This window comes from Ruegeria sp., assembly GCF_965243365.1.
Classification (GTDB): domain Bacteria; phylum Pseudomonadota; class Alphaproteobacteria; order Rhodobacterales; family Rhodobacteraceae; genus Ruegeria.
In genome coordinates this window covers 1,368,813-1,387,920 of record NZ_CBDEUW010000002.1, presented here as the reverse complement: position 1 = coordinate 1,387,920, position 19,108 = coordinate 1,368,813, and the positions used below count along the sequence as shown (strand labels likewise).

The 19,108-nt window shown below is 59.2% G+C and carries 19 protein-coding genes; 14 read left to right on the top strand and 5 right to left on the bottom strand.

All coding sequences use genetic code 11. The features are described 5' to 3' along the window. Positions 1–105 precede the first annotated feature (105 nt). Together recQ and ACP0GE_RS10565 are read right to left on the bottom strand one after the other, a co-directional pair. Positions 106–2,082 carry a DNA helicase RecQ gene (recQ, locus tag ACP0GE_RS10570; RefSeq protein WP_424831912.1) on the bottom strand — a complete coding sequence of 659 codons (1,977 nt, stop codon included), beginning with the start codon at positions 2,080–2,082 and terminating at the stop codon, positions 106–108. An 89-nt stretch (positions 2,083–2,171) separates the two neighbouring features. Beyond that, positions 2,172–2,459 carry a YggT family protein gene (locus ACP0GE_RS10565; RefSeq protein WP_424833837.1) on the bottom strand — a complete coding sequence of 96 codons (288 nt, stop codon included), beginning with the start codon at positions 2,457–2,459 and terminating at the stop codon, positions 2,172–2,174. 130 nt (positions 2,460–2,589) lie between these two features. Between ACP0GE_RS10565 and ACP0GE_RS10560 the strand changes: the two genes are divergently transcribed. From ACP0GE_RS10560 to smpB, 10 genes are all read left to right on the top strand, one after another. Further along, positions 2,590–3,957: an MFS transporter gene (locus ACP0GE_RS10560; protein WP_424831911.1), complete on the top strand. Its 1,368-nt coding sequence runs from the start codon at positions 2,590–2,592 to the stop codon at positions 3,955–3,957. After that, positions 3,954–4,817 carry a penicillin-insensitive murein endopeptidase gene (gene mepA / locus ACP0GE_RS10555; protein ID WP_424831910.1) on the top strand — a complete coding sequence of 288 codons (864 nt, stop codon included), beginning with the start codon at positions 3,954–3,956 and terminating at the stop codon, positions 4,815–4,817. Before ACP0GE_RS10560 ends, mepA begins: the two co-directional genes overlap by 4 nt. Next, positions 4,790–5,674 (top strand): esterase-like activity of phytase family protein, encoded by an 885-nt coding sequence (locus ACP0GE_RS10550; RefSeq protein ID WP_424831909.1) that lies wholly within the window; start codon positions 4,790–4,792, stop codon positions 5,672–5,674. The genes mepA and ACP0GE_RS10550 overlap by 28 nt, the downstream gene beginning before the upstream one ends. Positions 5,675–5,765: 91 nt before the next feature. Further along, the gene (locus ACP0GE_RS10545; RefSeq protein WP_424831908.1) at positions 5,766–6,413 is read left to right on the top strand and encodes a queuosine precursor transporter; all 648 of its coding nucleotides are present in this window, start codon (positions 5,766–5,768) and stop codon (positions 6,411–6,413) included. Between the two features lie 263 nt (positions 6,414–6,676). Further along, positions 6,677–7,096 (top strand): alternative ribosome rescue aminoacyl-tRNA hydrolase ArfB, encoded by a 420-nt coding sequence (gene arfB, locus ACP0GE_RS10540; protein WP_424831907.1) that lies wholly within the window; start codon positions 6,677–6,679, stop codon positions 7,094–7,096. A 60-nt stretch (positions 7,097–7,156) separates the two neighbouring features. Continuing rightward, positions 7,157–7,903, top strand: coding sequence for an SDR family oxidoreductase (locus ACP0GE_RS10535; protein WP_424831906.1), 747 nt, complete (start codon positions 7,157–7,159; stop codon positions 7,901–7,903). An 84-nt stretch (positions 7,904–7,987) separates the two neighbouring features. Then, complete coding sequence (locus tag ACP0GE_RS10530) at positions 7,988–9,001, top strand: P1 family peptidase (protein ID WP_424831905.1); 1,014 nt, start codon at positions 7,988–7,990, stop codon at positions 8,999–9,001. A gap of 113 nt (positions 9,002–9,114) precedes the next feature. After that, positions 9,115–9,528 carry a c-type cytochrome gene (locus ACP0GE_RS10525; RefSeq protein WP_424831904.1) on the top strand — a complete coding sequence of 138 codons (414 nt, stop codon included), beginning with the start codon at positions 9,115–9,117 and terminating at the stop codon, positions 9,526–9,528. A 157-nt stretch (positions 9,529–9,685) separates the two neighbouring features. Continuing rightward, entirely contained in the window at positions 9,686–10,228 is a 543-nt protein-coding gene (gene idi, locus ACP0GE_RS10520; protein ID WP_424831903.1) for an isopentenyl-diphosphate Delta-isomerase, read from the top strand. 58 nt (positions 10,229–10,286) lie between these two features. After that, positions 10,287–10,763, top strand: coding sequence for an SsrA-binding protein SmpB (gene smpB / locus ACP0GE_RS10515; protein ID WP_424831902.1), 477 nt, complete (start codon positions 10,287–10,289; stop codon positions 10,761–10,763). Here smpB and glpK read toward each other — a convergent pair. The 3 genes from glpK to panB all read right to left on the bottom strand — a co-directional run bounded on the left by glpK (position 10,760) and on the right by panB (position 13,996). After that, positions 10,760–12,238, bottom strand: a complete 1,479-nt coding sequence (gene glpK / locus ACP0GE_RS10510; protein ID WP_424831901.1) for a glycerol kinase GlpK — start codon at positions 12,236–12,238, stop codon at positions 10,760–10,762. The genes smpB and glpK overlap by 4 nt on opposite strands. Positions 12,239–12,308: 70 nt before the next feature. Then, positions 12,309–13,160: a pantoate--beta-alanine ligase gene (gene panC, locus ACP0GE_RS10505; protein WP_424831900.1), complete on the bottom strand. Its 852-nt coding sequence runs from the start codon at positions 13,158–13,160 to the stop codon at positions 12,309–12,311. Beyond that, positions 13,157–13,996, bottom strand: a complete 840-nt coding sequence (gene panB / locus ACP0GE_RS10500; protein WP_424831899.1) for a 3-methyl-2-oxobutanoate hydroxymethyltransferase — start codon at positions 13,994–13,996, stop codon at positions 13,157–13,159. Before panB ends, panC begins: the two co-directional genes overlap by 4 nt. A 169-nt stretch (positions 13,997–14,165) precedes the next feature. On the opposite strand from panB, the gene ACP0GE_RS10495 reads away from it, so the two are divergent. The 4 genes from ACP0GE_RS10495 (at position 14,166) to ACP0GE_RS10480 (ending at position 19,098) form a co-directional block, all read left to right on the top strand. Next, positions 14,166–15,653 carry an ABC transporter substrate-binding protein gene (locus tag ACP0GE_RS10495; RefSeq protein ID WP_424831898.1) on the top strand — a complete coding sequence of 496 codons (1,488 nt, stop codon included), beginning with the start codon at positions 14,166–14,168 and terminating at the stop codon, positions 15,651–15,653. A 69-nt stretch (positions 15,654–15,722) separates the two neighbouring features. Next, complete coding sequence (locus tag ACP0GE_RS10490) at positions 15,723–16,670, top strand: ABC transporter permease (RefSeq protein ID WP_424831897.1); 948 nt, start codon at positions 15,723–15,725, stop codon at positions 16,668–16,670. After that, a complete protein-coding gene (locus ACP0GE_RS10485) occupies positions 16,667–17,482 on the top strand; it encodes an ABC transporter permease (RefSeq protein ID WP_424831896.1) in 816 nt (271 codons plus the stop codon). The genes ACP0GE_RS10490 and ACP0GE_RS10485 overlap by 4 nt, the downstream gene beginning before the upstream one ends. Beyond that, complete coding sequence (locus tag ACP0GE_RS10480; RefSeq protein ID WP_424831895.1) at positions 17,479–19,098, top strand: ABC transporter ATP-binding protein; 1,620 nt, start codon at positions 17,479–17,481, stop codon at positions 19,096–19,098. Before ACP0GE_RS10485 ends, ACP0GE_RS10480 begins: the two co-directional genes overlap by 4 nt. Positions 19,099–19,108: the final 10 nt, after the last annotated feature.

The window sequence follows — 19,108 nt, the reverse complement described above, 5'->3', positions numbered from 1 at the left end:
GGTATCTAGGTCGTTTCGCGTTTCATAAAAAGCGCTTTTGTCGAAAGGCGCGTTCGACCGTGGGGAGAGGTAGCGTCTTTTGACGCCTTTCAAACGCGAAACGAACTAGCCCGCATCCCGCAGCACGTCCAGAAAGGCCGCGCCGAACCTTTCGTGACGACGATCGCCCAGCACCTGTTCGATCCCGCGTGGATCATCCGGGCGCAGTTGCGCCACCTTGGCCAATTGCGAGGCAGAACAGGTCAGCGGCTTGTCGATCCCATCAGTCCCGCGAGACAGTTGTGACTGAACTTCCAGCAGGCGGTCATAGATCTCACCCTGATCCCGGCCTGCAAGTTTGCGGCGCGCGGGGTGAACAGCTTCAACTTCGCCGGCGATCACCTCCAGAAACGTATCGCCGTAGCGCTCTAGCTTCTTCGCGCCAACACCGCTGATCCGGGCCATCTCGTCCAGAGTCATCGGGCGGGTCTCGGCCATTTCGATCAGGGTTCGGTCGGGAAAGATCACATAGGCCGGAACCCGCGCCGATTCCGCCAAAGCTCGGCGCTTGGCCTTGAGCGCAGACAGCAGCGGTGCATCCTCTTCCGAGACTATGGCCTTAACCGCGGGTCGGCGCGTCGCCTTGCGGATCGTATCCTTGCGCAAGTTGATCTGCGCCTCGCCCTTAAGAATTGGTTTCGCGGCTTCTGTCATACGCAAGGCGCCGTGACGCTCGGGGTCGGGGCGCACCAGATCATGTCCCATCATCTGCCGGAAAATCGCCTGCCATTGCGGGCGGGACCAGTCCTTGCCAATGCCCCAAGTGGACAGGGCGTCGTGACGACGAGCACGGATTTTATCCGTTTCGTTCCCCAGCAGGATGTCGATCAGATGACCCGCCCCGAACCATTCTTCGGTGCGAAGGATTGCAGACAGGGCCATGCGGACAGGGGTGGTACCGTCGAACACCTCGGGCGGCGTATCACACAGATCGCATTTGCCGCAGGGCGCGGCCTGTTCGCCGAAGTAACCCAGCAGGTTCTGACGGCGACAAACCAGCGCCTCGGCCAGCCCCAGCAGAGCATTCAGCCGCGCGTGATCGGCCATGCGCCGCTCGGGCGGGGCAAGTCCTTCGTCGATTTGCGACCGGCGCAGACGGATATCATCCGGCCCAAACAGGGTCAGCGTCTCGGCAGGGCCGCCGTCACGTCCGGCGCGGCCGATTTCCTGATAATAAGCCTCGATGGATTTGGGCAGGTCCGCGTGTGCGACCCAGCGGATGTCGGGTTTGTCGATACCCATGCCAAAGGCGACGGTGGCAACAACGATCAGGCCGTCTTCGCGCGCGAAACGGGTTTCGACGATGCGGCGATCCTCGGGGTCCATGCCGCCGTGATAGTGGCAGGTCACGTGACCCTCGGCGCGCAGGGCTTGCGCCAGCACCTCTGTCTTGTTGCGGGTGCCGCAATAGACGATGCCTGACTGGCCTTTGCGGGCGGCGGCAAAGTCGAGGATCTGTTTGCGCGGACCGTCTTTGGCGGCAAAGGCCAAATGGATGTTGGGCCGATCAAACCCGCGCAGGAACTTGCGCGGGGCGGTGCCGTCGAACAGTTTTTCGACGATCTCGTCCTGCGTTTCCGCGTCGGCGGTGGCGGTAAACGCGGCCAGCGGCACGTTCAACGCGCGCCGCAATTCTCCGATCCGCAGGTAATCGGGGCGGAAATCGTGACCCCATTGGCTAACGCAATGCGCCTCGTCCACGGCGATCAGGTTGACGTTGATCCGGCGCAGCATACCCAAAGCGGACCCAGCGGCCAGACGTTCGGGGGCTATGTAGAGCAGCTTCAGCCGCCCGGCCTCAACCCCGGCTTCTTGCAATCCGCGCACTTGATCGCGCATCAGGGCGATCAGCGGGGAAATCACCACAGTAACCCCGTCGCGCAGCAGGGCAGGCAGTTGGAAGCACAGGGATTTACCGCCCCCCGTGGGCATAATCGCCAGCACGTTTTCGCCTGCGGTCACGGCATCGACGATCTCTTCCTGCCCGGGGCGGAAGTCGTCGAATCCAAAGACATCTCGCAGCAGGGGTGCGGAGTCGAACATGTGCGGGCTGGCCCTGTTTTATGGTTTATCTGCTCTTAAGACAGGACCATCACATACTAAGATTCGGTGAACAAGAGGGAACCCCCGGATCACATAAATCCAAAGAGTGTTGGCAGGATATAATTCTGCAACGAGATAACGATGATGAAAGCCACCAAAGGTGCCAAATCAATCCCACCGGTATCGGGCAGGATCCTGCGAATTGGCCGGTAGATGGGCTCCAGAATCTTGTTCAAACCATACCAGATTTGCGCAACGAACTGCTGGTGCAGATTCAAAACCTGGAAATTGATCAGCCAACTCATGATCACGTGCACGATGATAAAAATGTAGACCACATTGAGTATCAACTGCAGGGGTCCGTAAATTGCCATCATGGCCGTGATCTCCGTTTTTGTTTCGCGAGAGGTAATTGTTGGCAGGGCAAAGAGCAAGCCCGTGCCAACAGAACGCTTGCGAAACGGGTCAAAGCCCCGTCTTATGAATGCAACAAAAACAGGGGCAGGTATGGCAGAGATTTCCAAGCGTAAGCGTATCTGGGGATGGTGGTTCTTTGACTGGGCAAGCCAGCCCTATCACACCTTGCTGGTGACCTTTGTCTTTGGCCCCTACTTCGCGGGTGTCGCTGCTGGATACTACTCTAACACAGGGATGGACGCCGAGGCTGCGGCCGCGCAGGCGCAGACGGTCTGGGCGAACTGCCTGACTATCACCGGCCTGATCATCGCGTTCGGAGCCCCTTTGCTGGGCGCAATGGCTGATGTATCCGGGCGGCGTATTCCATGGATCTTTGCCTTTTCGGTGATGTATGCGGTGGGCTCTGCCGCGCTGTGGTACACTATGCCGGACGGGTCCAACATGTGGCTGATGCTGTCAGCTTTTGGGCTGGGCTTTGTTGGTGCTGAATACGCGCTGATTTTCATCAATTCCCAACTGCCCGATCTGGGCGACGACAAGGAAGTGGGTGAGATTTCGGGTTCGGGTTTTGCCTTCGGTTATTTCGGCGGTCTGATTTCACTCGCGATCATGCTGGCGCTGTTTGTCGAGCAGGCGAATGGCAAAACGTTGATCGGGATGGCCCCTGTGTTCGGGCTGGATGCATCACAACAGGAAGGGACGCGCTTTGTTGGGCCATTCACCGCCGGGTGGTTTGTTCTGTTCATGGTGCCCTATTTCCTGTGGGTCCGCGATGATGCGCCGACCGACAAGACCGGCAGCATAGGTGAAGCACTGAGCCTGTTGGCCAAATCCGTCTCAAACCTGCGCCATCGCGTCAGTCTGGCCAGCTATCTCGGCTCGTCCATGTTCTACCGCGACGCGCTGAACGGGCTTTACAGCTTTGGGGGCGTCTATGCCCGTCTGGTGTTGGAGTGGGACCTGATCAAGATCGGCGTATTCGGGATCGTCAGCGTGTTGGCCGCCGCCGCGTTTTCCTGGGTTGGTGGCAAGCTGGACAAGAAATACGGGCCCAAACCTGTGATCATCGTGGCGATTTGGGTGCTGATCTTTGTCTGCGCCACCGTTGTCATGATGGACCGGACGCAGATCTATGGCATTCCACTGCCCGAGGGTTCGGGCCTGCCGGACATGGTTTTCTTTGGCTGCGGTATTCTTATCGGCGGGATGGGTGGCATTCTGCAATCGGCCAGCCGTTCGATGATGGTACGCCATACCGATCCCGAAGCGCCGGTTGAAAGCTTTGGTCTTTATGGATTGTCGGGGCGCGCCACTGCCTTTGCCGCGCCGCTGCTGATCGGGATTGCCACAACGATCACCGGCAGCGCGCGACTGGGGGTGTCTCCGATCGTTCTGTTGTTTATTCTGGGTCTGTTCCTAATGCGCTGGGTGAAACCGGAAGGGGATCAGAGCAGATGATTTTATTACGTTTTTTGGCGATATTGGCCGCTTTGACGCTGACAGGCACGGCGGGGGCACAACCTTTGGCCAAACAATTGTTTGGGGTGCAGAAGGTCAGTTCACAGCAAAAACCGGCCGCTTTCGGCAGTTATTCGCGCGGATGCGCCGCCGGGTCGGTGCAATTGCCCGAAACCGGACCGACCTGGCAAGCCATGCGGCTGTCGCGCAATCGCAACTGGGGGCATCCCGAAGCGATCGACTATGTGCAGGACCTCAGCCGGTTTGCAGCGAAACAACCCGGGTGGAACGGTCTCTATATCGGGGATATCAGCCAGCCGCGGGGTGGGCCGATGACCTCGGGGCACCGCTCTCATCAAATGGGTCTGGACATCGATATCTGGATGCTGCCGGGCGACAACATGCGTCTCAGCCGAAAGGCGCGTGAGAACATATCATCGATTTCCCTGCGCCGTTCGAACGGCGCCTTTGTCAACAACAACTGGACGAAGCAACACCACGCCGTGCTGCGCGAGGCCGCCAAGGATAAGCGCGTTGCCCGGATCTTCGTGTTCCCCGGCGCCAAGGTGCAGATGTGTAAGGACGAGAAGGGCAATCGCGCCTATCTGCGCAAGATCAGGCCCTGGTGGGGGCATCACTACCATTTCCATGTTCGGCTGAAGTGCCCAAAAGGATCCCGCGGATGTGTCAATCAGGATGCGCCGCCCAAAGGTGATGGTTGCGCTCAGGCGCAGGAATGGGTGAACAACATTCTCAACCCACCGCCACCAGATCCAAACGCACCACCCCCCAAGAAACGCCGGGAATATGTACTGGCCGATTTGCCCCAGCAATGCACCGCCGTACTGCAATCCAACTGATTTCAGCGTCCTTTCTGGCCGGGCCGGTTCTGGCAGTTGACGTCAAATCGGCCACGCATCTGGGCAGTTTCAGGTGGCAACACCCGGCCGAGTGGTTTGGCGGGTTTTCGGCCCTTCATATCTCGGATGACGGGCACAGGATGATCGCGCTCAGCGACCGATCAATGCTTGTACAGGCGCATATTGACCGGGACGGAGATCGGATAAACGCAGTCAAGATTCTGGAACAATGGCCAGTTCTGTCCAGCAAAGGACGCGCCCTGCCGGGATATACGGGTGATTCCGAAGGCATCGCCATCGCGCCGGATGACACCATCTACATCTCTTTCGAAGGCATTCACCGCGTGGCCCACTATGCCAAGCCGGACAGCCCGGCCCGCGTTCTGCCACGCCCCAAATTGTTCATCCATCTGGACAGCAACGGATCGTTCGAAGGGTTGGCGATCGATAATCAGGGGCGTTTGTATACGCTGACGGAAAAGAACCGCACCGCCGAAGGGCATATTCCGGTCTATCGCTGGAATGGCCAAGAATGGTCCACACCCTTCGTTTTGCCGCAACGGGGCAAGTTTCTGCCAGTATCCGCGGACTTCGATCCGGATGGCCGGTTTTATGTGCTTGAACGCACGGTTTCCATAACGGGATTTCGTTCACGGCTGCGTCGGTGGCACATCAGCGCTGACACGCCCGCGTCTGAAGAAATCCTGTTCGAGACCGCCACAGGCACCCATGACAATCTCGAAGGGCTGTCGATCTGGCGTGATATCCAAAACCGGCTGCGTGCCACGATGATTTCGGATGACAACTTTCTGGCCCTGCAACGCAGCGAACTGGTGGAATACCTTCTGCCCGATTGACTCGGGCCAACAGAGGGTCTAAACGCACGGCCTGCCTTGGGATGAGCCCGGGGCCAAGTCGCCGCTACCTTGTCAAAACGGGCATCTGAAAATGCAACGCAGCTTTATTCCCGGCATTCTTGCCATGGCCTCCATTGTTGTGGCCTCAAACATCCTGGTCCAGTTCCTGATCTTCGATGGGCTGCTGACCTGGGGTGCATTCACCTATCCGCTGGCCTTTCTGGTCACCGACATCATGAACCGCGTCTATGGCGTGGCCACCGCCCGCAAGGTCGTGTTCGCCGGGTTTATCACCGGTATCATCTGCTCGCTGATCGGCAGCCAGATCATGCTGCAGGGCGATGGCTTTACCTATGCTGCCGTGCCGCTGCGGATCGCCGTAGCCTCGGGCACCGCCTTCCTGATCGCACAACTGACTGACGTCACCGTGTTCAATTCGCTGCGGGGTGGCCGCTGGTGGCGCGCGCCTCTGGTATCAACCCTCGTGGGGTCGGCGCTGGATACGGCGATCTTCTTCACTCTGGCTTTCTCTGCCTCGGTCACGGTCTTTGGTGCCAATGCGGACGCCGCGATCAATTGGGCGTGGGAGCCTGTGCCCTTCATGCTGTCAGGCCCGATGGCACCACTGTGGGTGACGCTGGCATTTGCGGATTGGTTGGTGAAACTGTCACTGGCCGTGATCGCCCTGATCCCGTTCAAGGTGATCGTCGCGCGATTGACCGCGGCTCAGCCTGCATAAAAAAACGCTTTGAGTTTGGCACAACTTGTGTCACGCTCAATCTCAACCGCAACAGATAGAAAAGGAGGTGATCCAGTGTCGAGAAAGAGATTGGAGAGAGGTGTCGGAACAACCGGGGGGATCGCCTGCTAAGGCAGCCCTTGGCGGAGCGCACGCTCCGGCTGGTCGATTGATCTAACCGACCCGACCTCCTGAACTTTCGAAGGGCCGTCCCGCCGGGACGGCCCTTTCTGTTTCCCCTTGCGCCGGATAAGGTCCACACCATGTTGCGCATCAATGACGATATCACCCTGCAGGACTGGGAAATGACCGAGAGTTTTATGCGTTCCTCCGGTCCCGGTGGGCAGAACGTCAACAAGGTTTCGACGGCGGTCGAGCTTCGGTTCGAGGCCGCGCGTTCGCCCTCCTTGCCCGATCCGGTCAAGACCCGGCTGAAACGGCTGGCCGGGCGGCGGTGGACCAAAGATGGGGCGATCATCATCCAATGCGAAGAAACCCGCAGCCAGGCCCGTAACCGTGAAATCGCGCGCACCCGTTTGGCTGAACTGATCACCCGCGCGTTGGTCAAGCCCAAGCGGCGCATTGCGACCAAACCCACCTTTGGCTCGGTCAAGCGCCGTCTGGCGGCGAAAAAGGCGCGTGGGGATGTAAAGGCGTTGCGGGGCAAAGTATCCGAAGAATGATCTGGCATCTCGGCCTTTCGTTGATAGTCTGATCCGCGACACAGGCAGGAGGGCAACATCATGAGGTTGGAGGGGAAAACCGCAATCGTGACAGGCGGCGCATCCGGGTTTGGCGCAGGTATTGCGCAGAAGTTCCTGGCCGAAGGCGCCCGGGTCATGATCGCTGATATCAACCACGATGCTGCGCAGGATATGGCAACGCAGCTTGGCCCGAACACCATAGCCCAGCAGGTGGATGTGGGTGACCAAGTCTCTGTCCGTGCAATGGCAGACGCAGCTTACTCAGAATATGGCCAGCTCGACATTCTGATCAACAATGCGGGCGTAACCCACCTGCCGACACCTCTGGAAGACGTCACGGAAGAGGATTTTGACCGTGTCTTCAACGTGAACATGAAATCCGTATACCTCACCGCACGCGCCTTTGTTCCGGATATGAAGGCGCGCGGGGCAGGGGCGATCCTGAACGTGGCCTCTACCGCAGGCCTGTCGCCGCGCCCCAATCTGAATTGGTACAACGCCTCCAAGGGCTGGATGATCACCGCAACCAAAACCATGGCGGTTGAGCTTGCCCCCTCGGGCGTTCGCGTCAACGCGATCTGCCCGGTGGCCGGGGAAACACCGCTGCTGAAATCTTTCATGGGCGAAGACACGCCCGAAATTCGCGCCAAATTCCTGTCGACGATTCCGCTGGGCCGCTTTTCGACCCCCGAAGACATGGCCAACGCCGCCTGCTTCCTGTGCTCGGACGAAGCCAGCATGATCACCGGCACAGCGCTTGAAGTGGATGGCGGCCGTTGTATCTGATCCACTCTTCATCTGGCCAAAAATATCCCCGCCGGAGGCAGCGCGCGTCAGCGCGCTAAACTCCCTTAATCCACGAGATCCCGCATGAAACCCGGACGCAAGAACCTGATCACTGATATCCCCGGCCTCAAGGTCGGCAATGCGCAGGATGACGCGCTGAAATCCGGAACAACGGTGCTCACGGCGGATACGGCCTTTACCGCCTCGGTCCATGTTATGGGCGGCGCGCCGGGCACGCGTGAAACGGATTTGTTGGCCCCGGACAAAACCGTGGACCGGGTCGATGCGATCACCCTGTCCGGAGGCTCGGCCTTCGGTCTGGATGCTGGATCTGGCGTGTCGGATGCTCTGCGGGCCGAGGGGCGCGGCTTTCAGGTCGGATCGGCCATCGTTCCCATTGTGCCCGGCGCAATACTGTTCGACTTGCTGAATGGCGGCGACAAAAACTGGTCCGGGAATCCCTATCGCGCGCTGGGCCGTGCCGCGTATCTTTCGGCGTCCGAGACATTTGAACTCGGTTCCGTAGGTGCCGGAACAGGGGCGCTGGCGGCCATGCACAAGGGCGGCTTGGGGTCGGCTTCTGCGGTGATGGACAATGGCGTCACGGTCGGGGCGTTGGTGGCAGCCAACCCGCTCGGCAGCGTTACAACGCCGGGTGACAAACATTTCTGGGCCGCTCCGTTCGAGGTAGGCACCGAATTTGGCGGATTGGGGCCGGATTCGTCCACTGGGCTTGGTGAGGTACCGGTAAGCCGTAAATCAATTGCCATGCGCCCGGCACCGCCTGATGCCACCAACACAACAATTGCGATTGTCGCGACCGATGCCGCGCTGACAAAGGCTCAATGTCACCGTTTGGCGGTCACGGCTCATGACGGGATCGCGCGGTCCATTGTTCCGGCTCATACACCCGGAGACGGTGATCTGGTGTTCGGGGTCAGTACAGGCGCGCGCCCGGTCGAAAATTCCGACGTTGGCCGTATCGGTCATGCCTGCGCGGTATGCCTGAGCCGGGCCATAGCCCGAGCGATCTACCTGGCATCACCTGCTTCGGGCGACCTTTTGCCCTGCTGGTCCGAGCCACATGACTTAAGTTAAGGACGGCCTATATGCCGCAGTGGCACAGTGTCGTTGCGCGGCAATCCGCGCGTTGACTCTTTTTCGCACCGACGATCCATTCGGTGCAGCCAATTCGTATCGGAGCACAAGCTATGAACCGCATCCTTGCAACAGCACTCGTGGGCCTTTTGGCCGTCCCTGCCTACGCTGAGGGCGACGCTGAGGCCGGCAAAAAAGCCTTCAATAAATGTAAATCCTGCCACCTGATCGCAGACCCGGCGGGCGAGGTGATTGTCAAAGGCGGCAAGACAGGGCCGAACCTGTATGGCATCGCGGGCCGCACGGCGGGCACCGTTGAAGGGTTCAAATATGGCGACAGTATCGTGGCAGCTGGTGAGAATGGCCTTGTGTGGGATGAAACCACATTTGTCGAATATGCGCAGGATCCCAAAGGGTTTCTGAAAACCTATCTGGATGACACTGCGGCCAAGTCGAAAATGACCTTCAAGCTGAAATCGGGCGCCGAGGACGTCTACGCCTATATCATCAGCGTTTCCGGCGAATAAAGCCTGTCGCCACACTAGAAGACCAAGTGCAAAAAGGCCGCAGCCCCTGCGGCCTTTCGTGCGCTTGATCAGGGGGGCGAACAGCGCCACTTTGGCAGTGACCGGCATTCAGACACGTGACTGCACGGATAGTTCGGCCGGTAACGGGAGACGACAGATGGGAATTATGATCCCGGCCTGGGTGGGTGGCGAACTGGCCCCCGTCGACAAGCTTGAAGCACATGAAAAGGGACTCAAGCATAAGGCGGTGTCAGTCTTTGTTGTCCGGGGAACCGAAATTCTCATGCAGCGCCGGGCGCTGAGCAAATATCATACGCCGGGTCTGTGGGCGAATACCTGCTGTACCCATCCGGACTGGAACGAAAGTGCATCGGCCTGTGCCGTACGTCGCCTGCGGGAAGAGCTGGGGATCGCCGGCCTCTACCCCGAATACCGTCATCGTCTGGAATATCATGCGGATGTAGGCAATGGCATGGTCGAGAATGAGGTCGTGGACGTGTTTCTGGCCCATGCGCGCGGCCCGTTGGAAATTGTGCCCAACCCGGATGAAGTCATGGAGATCCGCTGGGTCGATTACCACGATCTGTTGGCCGAAGCTCAGCGCCACCCGGCACGCTTCACACCCTGGCTCAAGATTTATCTGCACAACCATGCAGACACGATTTTCGGCCCGGACCTGATCATTTCGGCCAAAACCTGACCGTGTCATCTGTTCCGCGCCTTGCAAGGGCCGTTCAAGCCGCCTAAATCATCGCGTCATGGCCAAGCAAAAGACAGACCCGAATTACAAGGTAATCGCCGAAAACCGGCGCGCGCGCTTTGATTATGCAATCGAAGACGACATCGAATGCGGCATCGTGCTGGAAGGGTCCGAGGTCAAATCCCTGCGCGCGGGTGGGTCGAACATTGCCGACAGCTATGCCTCGGTCGACAATGCAGAGCTGTGGCTGGTCAACTGTTACATCGCGCCTTACGAACAGGCCAAGGTTTTCAAGCACGAAGAGCGCCGCCGCCGCAAGCTGTTGGTATCCCGAAAACAATTGTCGGACCTGTGGAATGCGACCCAGCGCAAGGGTATGACGCTGGTGCCGCTTGTATTGTACTTCAATCACAAGGGCCGGGCGAAGATCAAAATCGGCATCGCCAAGGGTAAGAAAACTCACGACAAGCGGGAAACTCAGGCCAAACGCGATTGGTCACGGCAGAAACAGCGCCTGATGAAGGATCACAGTTAGAAGGTCATTGCGGCCTGAACCGCCCGTTGCCAGCGGGCATAGGCTGCATCCCGATCTTTATCGCTTTGATCCGGTACGAATCTGCGGTCCAGTTCCCATGTCTTGGAAAATCCGGCCTGATCTGGATAAACGCCCGCCTTCATCCCGGCCAGCCAGGCAGCGCCCAAAGCTGTCGTTTCCTGCATCACCGGCCGATCCACGGGTGCACCAAGGCAATTCGCCAGGCCCTGCATGGTCCAGTCCGACGCGCTCATTCCACCGTCGACACGCAGGATGACATCGGCTTCTGCCCCCCAATCGCCCTGCATCGCGTGCCACAGGTCGCGGGTCTGAAAGGCGATGCTGTCCAATGTGGCGCGCGCGATCTCTGCCCGGCCCGAGTTGCGGGTCAATCCGAACATCGCGCCCCGGCAATCAGGTTTCCAGTATGGGGCACCAAGACCAGTGAATGCGGGCACCAGCACCACATGCTGGGTCGGATCGGCTTGCGCCGCCAATTCGCCGCTTTGCGGCGCAGCATCGATGATCTTGACGGCATCGCGCAGCCACTGAACAGCTGCACCCGCGATAAAGATTGACCCTTCCAGCGCATAGGTGCGCTGTCCGTCCAACTGATAGGCAATCGTGGTCAGCAGGCGGTTCTTTGACAGAACAGGCTGATCACCTGTGTTTAGCAAGGCAAAACAGCCGGTGCCATAGGTCGATTTCATCATGCCGGGGCTAAAGCACGCCTGGCCGATTGTTGCGGCCTGCTGATCTCCGGCAACACCAAGGATTGCGATTTCGCCACCCAGCAGGGTGGTTCTGCCGAAATCCGTCGCGCAGTCGCAGACCTGGGGCAGCATGTTTGTCGGAATGTCCAGCAATTCGCAGATTTCCGTGCTCCATTCGCCCGCGTGGATGTCGAACAGCAGCGTCCGAGCGGCATTTGTGGCGTCGGTTACATGGCTGCGCCCCTCAGTCAGACGCCAGATCAGAAAGCTGTCGATCGTGCCGAACAGCAACGCCCCGGCTGCGGCGCGGTCGCGGGCGCCGGGTACGGTGTCCAGCAGCCATTTGACTTTGGTTCCCGAGAAATAGGGGTCCAGCAGCAATCCGGTCTGTGCAGTTACACGATCCTCATGCCCCGCCTTGCGCAGGCCCGCGCAGATTTCCGAAGTACGCCGGTCCTGCCAGACAATGGCGTTGTGAATCGGCTTGCCGGTGGCCTTGTCCCAAACAACAGTTGTTTCCCGCTGGTTGGTGATGCCAATCCCGGCGATCTGTTCGGGAGAAACCCCCGCTGTTTCCATCACCTCGCGGCAGACGGTCAGAACGCTGTCCCAAATCTCCTCCGGGTCGTGTTCGACCCAGCCTTCCTGCGGGAAATGCTGCGTGAATTCGCGCTGGGCCGTGGCCGCGCGCTGCATCTGTTTATCAAACAGAATGGCACGGGAAGACGTGGTGCCCTGATCGATTGCCAGAATATAGGTCATGCCTGCGCTCCTCCCCGCGTGGTTTTGCGAGACTTTAGCGCAAACAATCGCACAGGGGCCAGAGCAGAAATCAGGTCGCCGGAACCGCGATATTATCGATCAGCCGGACGCCATCGGCCCAAGCAGTGACGAACAGGCGGGCAGGGCGTGACGCGTGAGGCAACGCCTCAAGCGTTTCGGCACAGCGCAGGTCGATATATTCAACCTGTGAAAACCCCGCGTTCAGCAAATCGGCCTCAGCCTGTTGTTTCAGAGGCTCAAAGGGGTGACCGTTGATCAAGCGATCGGAAAGCGTCTGCATGACTTCGCTGATCTTAACCGCGGTTGCGATCCCCTCGGGCGACAACAGCAAATTTCGCGAGGACATGGCCAGACCCGAAGCTTCCCTGACAGTAGGACATCCGATCACTTCAATTGGAATGTCCAGATCGCGGGCCATACGGCGCACGACCAGCAGTTGCTGATAGTCTTTTTCCCCGAAATAGGCTCGATCCGCTTGTGTTTGCAGGAACAGTTTGGCGACAACCGTGGCGACACCATCGAAATGCCCGGGGCGGAACGGCCCCTCCATCACGTCTGTCAGCCCCGAGACCGTCACAGTTGTCGAAAACCCCTGAGGGTAGACTTCTTCCGGATCAGGCACATAGATCGCGTCAACACCGTAAGGCGCAAGTTTTTCGGCGTCTTCGTTTTCAGTGCGGGGGTAGTTGGCAAGGTCTTCGGGGTTGTTGAACTGCTTGGGGTTCACAAAGATCGTCACAATGACCCGGTCGCATCCGGCCTTTGCGGCCTTGACCAGCGACAAGTGGCCTTTATGCAGCGCGCCCATCGTGGGGACGACACCGATTGTTTCGTTGTCGCCGTGCCATCTTCGGGTCAGCGCGCGCAGATCGGCCAGACGGCGCAGGATCGGTGCGGTCATGCCTTGGGCCCCTTGGCCGGAGCCTGATCGGAAAACACATGTTGGTCTGCCGGAAAGGATCGCGCCCGCACTTCGGCGGCGTATTCCGCAATGGCGGCCTCGGCCATCGGACCAAGATCGGCGTAGCGTTTGACGAATTTCGGTTTGAACGCGGTGAAAAAGCCCAGCATATCGTCCACCACAAGGATTTGCCCGTCGCACCCGGCCGAAGCTCCGATGCCGATGGTCGGAATTGCGACCTCATCCGTGATCCGATTGGCGAGACCTTGCGGAACCTTCTCTAACACGACGCAAAACGCGCCAGCCTCGGCCACAGCGCGGGCATCTGCCAGCACAGTCTCGGCCTGTTCGTCGCGCCCCTGAACCTTGTAGCCGCCCAGCGTGTTGATCGATTGCGGCGTCAGACCGATATGTGCCATCACCGGAATGCCGCGTTTGACCAGAAAGCGGATGGTTTCGGCCATTTCCACCCCGCCTTCCAGCTTGACCGCACCCGCGCCGGTCTCGGCCATCAGGCGGGCGGCGTTGCGGAAGGCATCGGCAGGGCCGTGTTCGTACGTGGCAAACGGCATGTCGATAACCATCATCGCCGTATCCAACCCGCGCTGGACGGCCTGACCATGCATGATCATCATCTCCATCGTCACACCCAGGGTCGAGGTCAGACCGTGCAAAACCATGCCAACGCTGTCGCCCACCAGAACGAAGTCGCAATGTGCGTCCATCAGCCGGGCCATTGGCGTTGTGTACGCAGTCAGGGACACCAAGGGATCGCTGCCTTTTCGGGCGCGGATATCCTCGGCGTTCGGGGCTTTCTTGCGGGCCGTGGCGCTCATTCTCGCTCCTGCAGAGTTTATGTTGCAGTGCGGCATAGCAGATTGCCCAAGCCCATAGAAACCCCGGTTGCGCGAACATTCCCTTGATTGACCTGAGGTTTGTGGGACTATTGGCGGTGGAAAAGCCTGCAAAACAGCGGGCGCATTCTATCAACGGGGAGAGATTTTCATGACAAAGCAGATGTTTCGATCATTAGCCTCGGCTTTGGCTTTGGGCGCGGGTCTTATGGCCACACAGGCCTTGGCCAAGTCCGACATCACAATCGGGATGCAGTTGGAACCGCCTCATTTGGACCCGACCAGCGCGGCAGCGCAGGCAATCGATTCGGTCGTTTACACCAATGTGTTCGAAGGTCTGACCCGTTTCATGGGCGATGGTTCAGTTGTGCCGGGGCTGGCTGAAAGCTGGGAAATTTCGGATGACGGCACCGTCTATACCTTCAAGCTGCACGAGGGTGTGACGTTCCATGACGGCACAACGATGGATGCCGAAGACGTCAAGTTCAGCCTTGACCGAGCCCGTGCCGAAGACAGCGCCAACGCGCAAAAGGCCCTGTTCGCCGGGATCGAAAGCGTTGAGGTGATCGATCCGTTGACTGTTCAGGTGACCCTGTCAGCGCCGAACGGCAACTTTCTGTTCAACATGGCCTGGGGTGATGCGGTCATCGTGGCCCCGGAAAGCATTGAGAACATCAAGACCAACCCAGTCGGGACCGGCGCGTTCACCTTTGGTAACTGGGTTCAGGGCGACAGCATTACCCTGAATCGCAATCCCGACTACTGGGGTGATCAGCCTGCGTTAGAGTCCGCCACATTCAAGTTTATCTCGGACCCGACCGCCGCATTCGCCGCAATGATGGCCGAGGATATCGACGTATTCGACAACTTCCCGGCACCGGAAAATCTGCCCCAGTTCGAGGCCGACCCAAGGTTTCAGGTTCTTGTCGGTTCAACCGAAGGTGAGACGATCCTGTCCACCAATAACAAACAATCCCCGTTTGACGATATTCGTGTCCGGCAGGCTTTGGCCCATGCGATCGATCGTCAGGCCATTATCGATGGCGCGATGTTCGGCTATGGCACACCCATCGGCACCCACTTCGCCCCACATAACCCGGCTTATGTCGATCTGACCGGCCAATCCGCGCACGACCCTGAAAAAGCCAAAGCGCTACTGGCCGAAGCGGGGTTCCCGGACGGGTTCGAAACCACGTTGCACCTGCCGCCGCCCTCTTATGCCCGCCGCGGGGGTGAGATCGTTGCTGCGCAACTGGCCGAGGTCGGTATCAAAGCCGAGATCATCAATGTGGAATGGGCGCAGTGGCTGGAATCCGTCTTTAATGGCAAGGATTACGGCCTGACCATCGTTAGCCACACCGAGCCGATGGACATCGGAATCTATGCGCGGCCCGACTATTACTTTCAGTATGACAGCACGGACTTTCAGGCGCTGATGGAGACGCTGAACGCCACCACCGACCCAGACGAGCGCAAACGGCTTTTGGGTGAGGCGCAGCGGTTGATCTCAAACGATTATGTCAACGGCTACATGTTCCAGTTGGCCAAGCTGGGTGTTGCCAAGGCCGGTGTGCAGGGCCTGTGGAAAAATGCGCCCACAGCAGCCAATGATCTGACCGGCATAAGCTGGTCAGAGTAAGCCACGATTCCAGATCAAGGCGAGCCCGGATCACGGGCTCGTCCGTTTTTTGACCCTAATAGGGCCTAAATGCTTCGCTATACCCTAAAACGCCTGATATCTCTGATGATCAGTCTCGCCGTTGCTTCGGTGGTCATCTTCGCCGTGATCGAGGTGGCTCCGGGTGATCCGGCCTCTTTCATGTTGGGGGTGAACGCGCAGGAGGACACACTGGCCGCGCTGCGGGCCGAACTGGGGCTGGACGTGTCTAAGATCGAGCGGTACTTCAACTGGATCAGCGGGATGCTGATGGGCGATTTCGGCACCTCTTACACCTATCGCACACCGGTCTCGCAAATGATTGCCGACCGGTTGTGGGTGTCCCTGCCGCTGGCGCTGTACGCGCTGACCTTATCGACGCTGATTGCTTTTCCGGTCGGCATCTATGCCGCTGCACGCCGTGGCAAGCCGGGGGACCTGGCCGTGATGGGTGCAACGCAGCTTGGGATCGCGGTCCCCAATTTCTGGTTCGCAATGATGCTGGTGCTGATCTTCGCCATCAACCTGCGCTGGTTCAACGCCGGAGGATTCGCGGGGTGGGGCGACGGGTTTTGGGTAGGGCTGCATTCCCTGACTCTGCCGGCGATAGCGCTGGCTTTGCCGCAAGCCGCGATTCTGGCGCGTGTCATGCGGTCGTCGCTGCTGGACATTCTGGGTGAAGACTTCATGCGCACGGCCCGTGCCAAGGGCCTGTCGCGCCGCCAAGCGCTATGGCGGCACGGGGTGCGCAATGCGCTGATCCCGGTTCTGACTATCATCGGGCTGCAATTTTCTTTCCTTCTGGCAGGGTCGATTATCATCGAGCAGGTGTTCTATCTGCCTGGCCTGGGGCGGCTGGTGTTTCAGGCAATCTCGGCCCGCGACCTGATTGTGGTCGAGTCGGTGGTCATGCTGCTGGTCTTTGCGGTCATCACCGTGAACTTTCTGGTCGATCTCGCCTATGCGGCTGTCGACCCCCGGCTAAGGAACAGGACATGAGCCGCAACCTGATCCTTGGTGCTGTTCTGTCCTCGCTTGTCCTGCTGGCGGCGTTGGTGTCCTTTGTCTGGACACCCTATGACCACGCCGCGCTGAATATCCCTGGTAAACTGCAAACCCCCGGTGCGCAGAACTGGTTCGGCACTGATCATTTCGGGCGCGACATGTTCTCGATGATCATGGTGGGCGCGCGGACCTCGATTGCCGTGGCTTTGGTGGCTGTTGGCATCGGGATGGCGCTGGGCGTGCCTTTGGGGCTGACGGCGGCCGCGCGCAGGGGGGCGTGGCTGGATGAAGTGATCATGCGCGGCAACGATCTGGTCTTTGCCTTCCCCTCGCTGGTGATTGCGATCCTGATTACGGCGATCTTCGGGGCCGGAGCCATCAACGCCATTATCGCCATTGGCATCTTCAACATCCCCGTTTTTGCCCGCATCACCCGCGGCGCGGCGTTGTCGCTGTGGGAGCGGGAATTCATCCTTGCTGCCCGAGTCTCGGGCAAAGGCGCAGCGCGCATATCGGCCGAGCATATCTTGCCCAACGTCGCCAATCTGTTAATCGTGCAGGGCACCATCCAATTCAGCCTTGGCATTCTGGCCGAGGCAGGCCTGTCCTACGTGGGTCTGGGCGCGCAACCACCCACACCCAGCTGGGGCCGTATGCTGGCCGATGCGCAGACAATGGTCAATTTTGCCCCGCATTTGGCTCTGATTCCGGGCCTGGCGATTATCGTGACCGTGCTGGGCCTAAATCTGCTGGGCGACGGTCTGCGCGATTGGCTGGATCCTCGTATCCGGGTGGCGCGCGCATGAGTTTGCTGCAAATCGATAAGCTCTCGGTCGCGATCCACGGGGTGCCGATCCTCAGGCAGGTCAGCCTGGCGATTGAGCCGGGACAGATCGTGGCGGTGACCGGGGAAAGCGGATCGGGCAAGTCGATGACCGCCCTGGCCGTGATGCAATTACTGCCCAACGGGGCAGAGGTTGAAGGGGCGATCACGCTGGAGGGCCAGAACCTGTTGCAATGCTCCGAAACACAGATGTGTGCCTTGCGCGGCGCCTCGATCGGGATGGTGTTTCAGGAACCGATGACGGCGTTGAACCCGGTCAGAACGGTCGGAGATCAGGTGACCGAGACCATCCTGATCCACAAGGCCATGCCACAAGCGCAGGCAGTAGAACGCGCAAAGGAGGTTCTGACCCGCGTTGGCTTGCCACCCGACAGGTTTCCGCTGACGCGCTATCCGCACGAACTGTCCGGCGGCCAGCGTCAGCGGGTGGTTATCGCAATGGCCATTGCCTTGCGCCCGCACCTTTTGATCGCGGATGAACCCACCACGGCGCTGGATGTGACCACGCAGGCGCAAATCCTTGAACTGGTGCAAGGGTTGGTCCGTGAATATGATATGGGCCTGCTGATGATCACGCATGATCTGGCGGTTGTGGCCGAGATGGCGGACCAGATTGTCGTCATGCGTCATGGTGAAGTTGTCGAAACCGGTGCAACGGATCATCTGTTACGGCATATGCAGCATCCGTACACCAAGATGTTGTTCGAGGCGTCCAGCCATCAGGTCGTGTTGCCCCCCACGCGAAACCCTGGCCCTTTGTTGCAGGTGACTAACGTGATCCGCGACTATCGTCTGCCGCGCAAGAAAGTGTTCAGCGCACCGGAACATCACCGTGCGGTGGATCGGGTTAGCTTCACCCTGAGCAAAGGAGAGCGGTTGGGACTGGTCGGGGAATCCGGATGTGGAAAATCGACCCTAACACGGGCCATTTTGGGCTTGGAAGAAGTGCAGGGCGGGGAAATCCTGCTGGACGGTCAGCATGTGTTCACAGGTCACAAACCGAATCCCGAAGTGCGCCGAAAGATGCAGGTCGTGTTTCAGGATCCCTTTGGCAGCTTCAATCCCCGCCACCGCGTCGCGCGCCTGATCACCGAGCCATTTCATCTTTTGGATACGCCGCCAACCGGATCGGATCGGCGGGATCGGATCGCGGAAATGCTGGGTGCCGTGGGCCTTAGCCCCGACGACGCAGAAAAGTACATCCACGAATTCTCGGGTGGGCAACGGCAACGCATTGCCATTGCGCGTGCCTTGATGATCCGCCCCCAACTGATCCTGTTTGACGAAGCTGTTTCGGCCCTGGATGTCTCGGTCCGGGCGCAAATCCTGGATCTGCTGGTCGAGCTTTGTGAAACCTACGACCTGACCTATCTGTTCATCAGCCATGACTTGAGCGTCGTGCGAACGATCACGGACAGGGTCATGGTCATGCAGGCAGGCCGGATCGTGGAACAAGGCGACACCGAACAGGTCTTTTCGAACCCCAGCCATTCTTACACACGCAAACTGATCGAGGCCGCGCCAACGCTTCCTCAATTCGCTGAGCCAAACGCCAAAAGCCCTCATGTTAGAGCCTGAACAGGAGATT

What these genes read in the sequence shown, in the direction of transcription:
- ACP0GE_RS10485 (WP_424831896.1), top strand. Translation starts at nt 16,667, where the DNA reads ATGAGCCGCAACCTGATCCTTGGTGCTGTTCTGTCCTCGCTTGTCCTG.
- smpB (WP_424831902.1), top strand. Translation starts at nt 10,287, where the DNA reads ATGGCCAAGCAAAAGACAGACCCGAATTACAAGGTAATCGCCGAAAAC.
- idi (WP_424831903.1), top strand. Translation starts at nt 9,686, where the DNA reads ATGGGAATTATGATCCCGGCCTGGGTGGGTGGCGAACTGGCCCCCGTC.
- ACP0GE_RS10550 (WP_424831909.1), top strand. Translation starts at nt 4,790, where the DNA reads ATGCACCGCCGTACTGCAATCCAACTGATTTCAGCGTCCTTTCTGGCC.
- glpK (WP_424831901.1), bottom strand. Translation starts at nt 12,238, where the DNA reads ATGACCTATATTCTGGCAATCGATCAGGGCACCACGTCTTCCCGTGCC.
- ACP0GE_RS10545 (WP_424831908.1), top strand. Translation starts at nt 5,766, where the DNA reads ATGCAACGCAGCTTTATTCCCGGCATTCTTGCCATGGCCTCCATTGTT.
- ACP0GE_RS10565 (WP_424833837.1), bottom strand. Translation starts at nt 2,459, where the DNA reads ATGATGGCAATTTACGGACCCCTGCAGTTGATACTCAATGTGGTCTAC.
- ACP0GE_RS10560 (WP_424831911.1), top strand. Translation starts at nt 2,590, where the DNA reads ATGGCAGAGATTTCCAAGCGTAAGCGTATCTGGGGATGGTGGTTCTTT.
- ACP0GE_RS10535 (WP_424831906.1), top strand. Translation starts at nt 7,157, where the DNA reads ATGAGGTTGGAGGGGAAAACCGCAATCGTGACAGGCGGCGCATCCGGG.
- panC (WP_424831900.1), bottom strand. Translation starts at nt 13,160, where the DNA reads ATGACCGCACCGATCCTGCGCCGTCTGGCCGATCTGCGCGCGCTGACC.
- ACP0GE_RS10495 (WP_424831898.1), top strand. Translation starts at nt 14,166, where the DNA reads ATGACAAAGCAGATGTTTCGATCATTAGCCTCGGCTTTGGCTTTGGGC.
- recQ (WP_424831912.1), bottom strand. Translation starts at nt 2,082, where the DNA reads ATGTTCGACTCCGCACCCCTGCTGCGAGATGTCTTTGGATTCGACGAC.
- panB (WP_424831899.1), bottom strand. Translation starts at nt 13,996, where the DNA reads ATGAGCGCCACGGCCCGCAAGAAAGCCCCGAACGCCGAGGATATCCGC.
- mepA (WP_424831910.1), top strand. Translation starts at nt 3,954, where the DNA reads ATGATTTTATTACGTTTTTTGGCGATATTGGCCGCTTTGACGCTGACA.
- ACP0GE_RS10530 (WP_424831905.1), top strand. Translation starts at nt 7,988, where the DNA reads ATGAAACCCGGACGCAAGAACCTGATCACTGATATCCCCGGCCTCAAG.
- ACP0GE_RS10490 (WP_424831897.1), top strand. Translation starts at nt 15,723, where the DNA reads ATGCTTCGCTATACCCTAAAACGCCTGATATCTCTGATGATCAGTCTC.
- arfB (WP_424831907.1), top strand. Translation starts at nt 6,677, where the DNA reads ATGTTGCGCATCAATGACGATATCACCCTGCAGGACTGGGAAATGACC.
- ACP0GE_RS10480 (WP_424831895.1), top strand. Translation starts at nt 17,479, where the DNA reads ATGAGTTTGCTGCAAATCGATAAGCTCTCGGTCGCGATCCACGGGGTG.
- ACP0GE_RS10525 (WP_424831904.1), top strand. Translation starts at nt 9,115, where the DNA reads ATGAACCGCATCCTTGCAACAGCACTCGTGGGCCTTTTGGCCGTCCCT.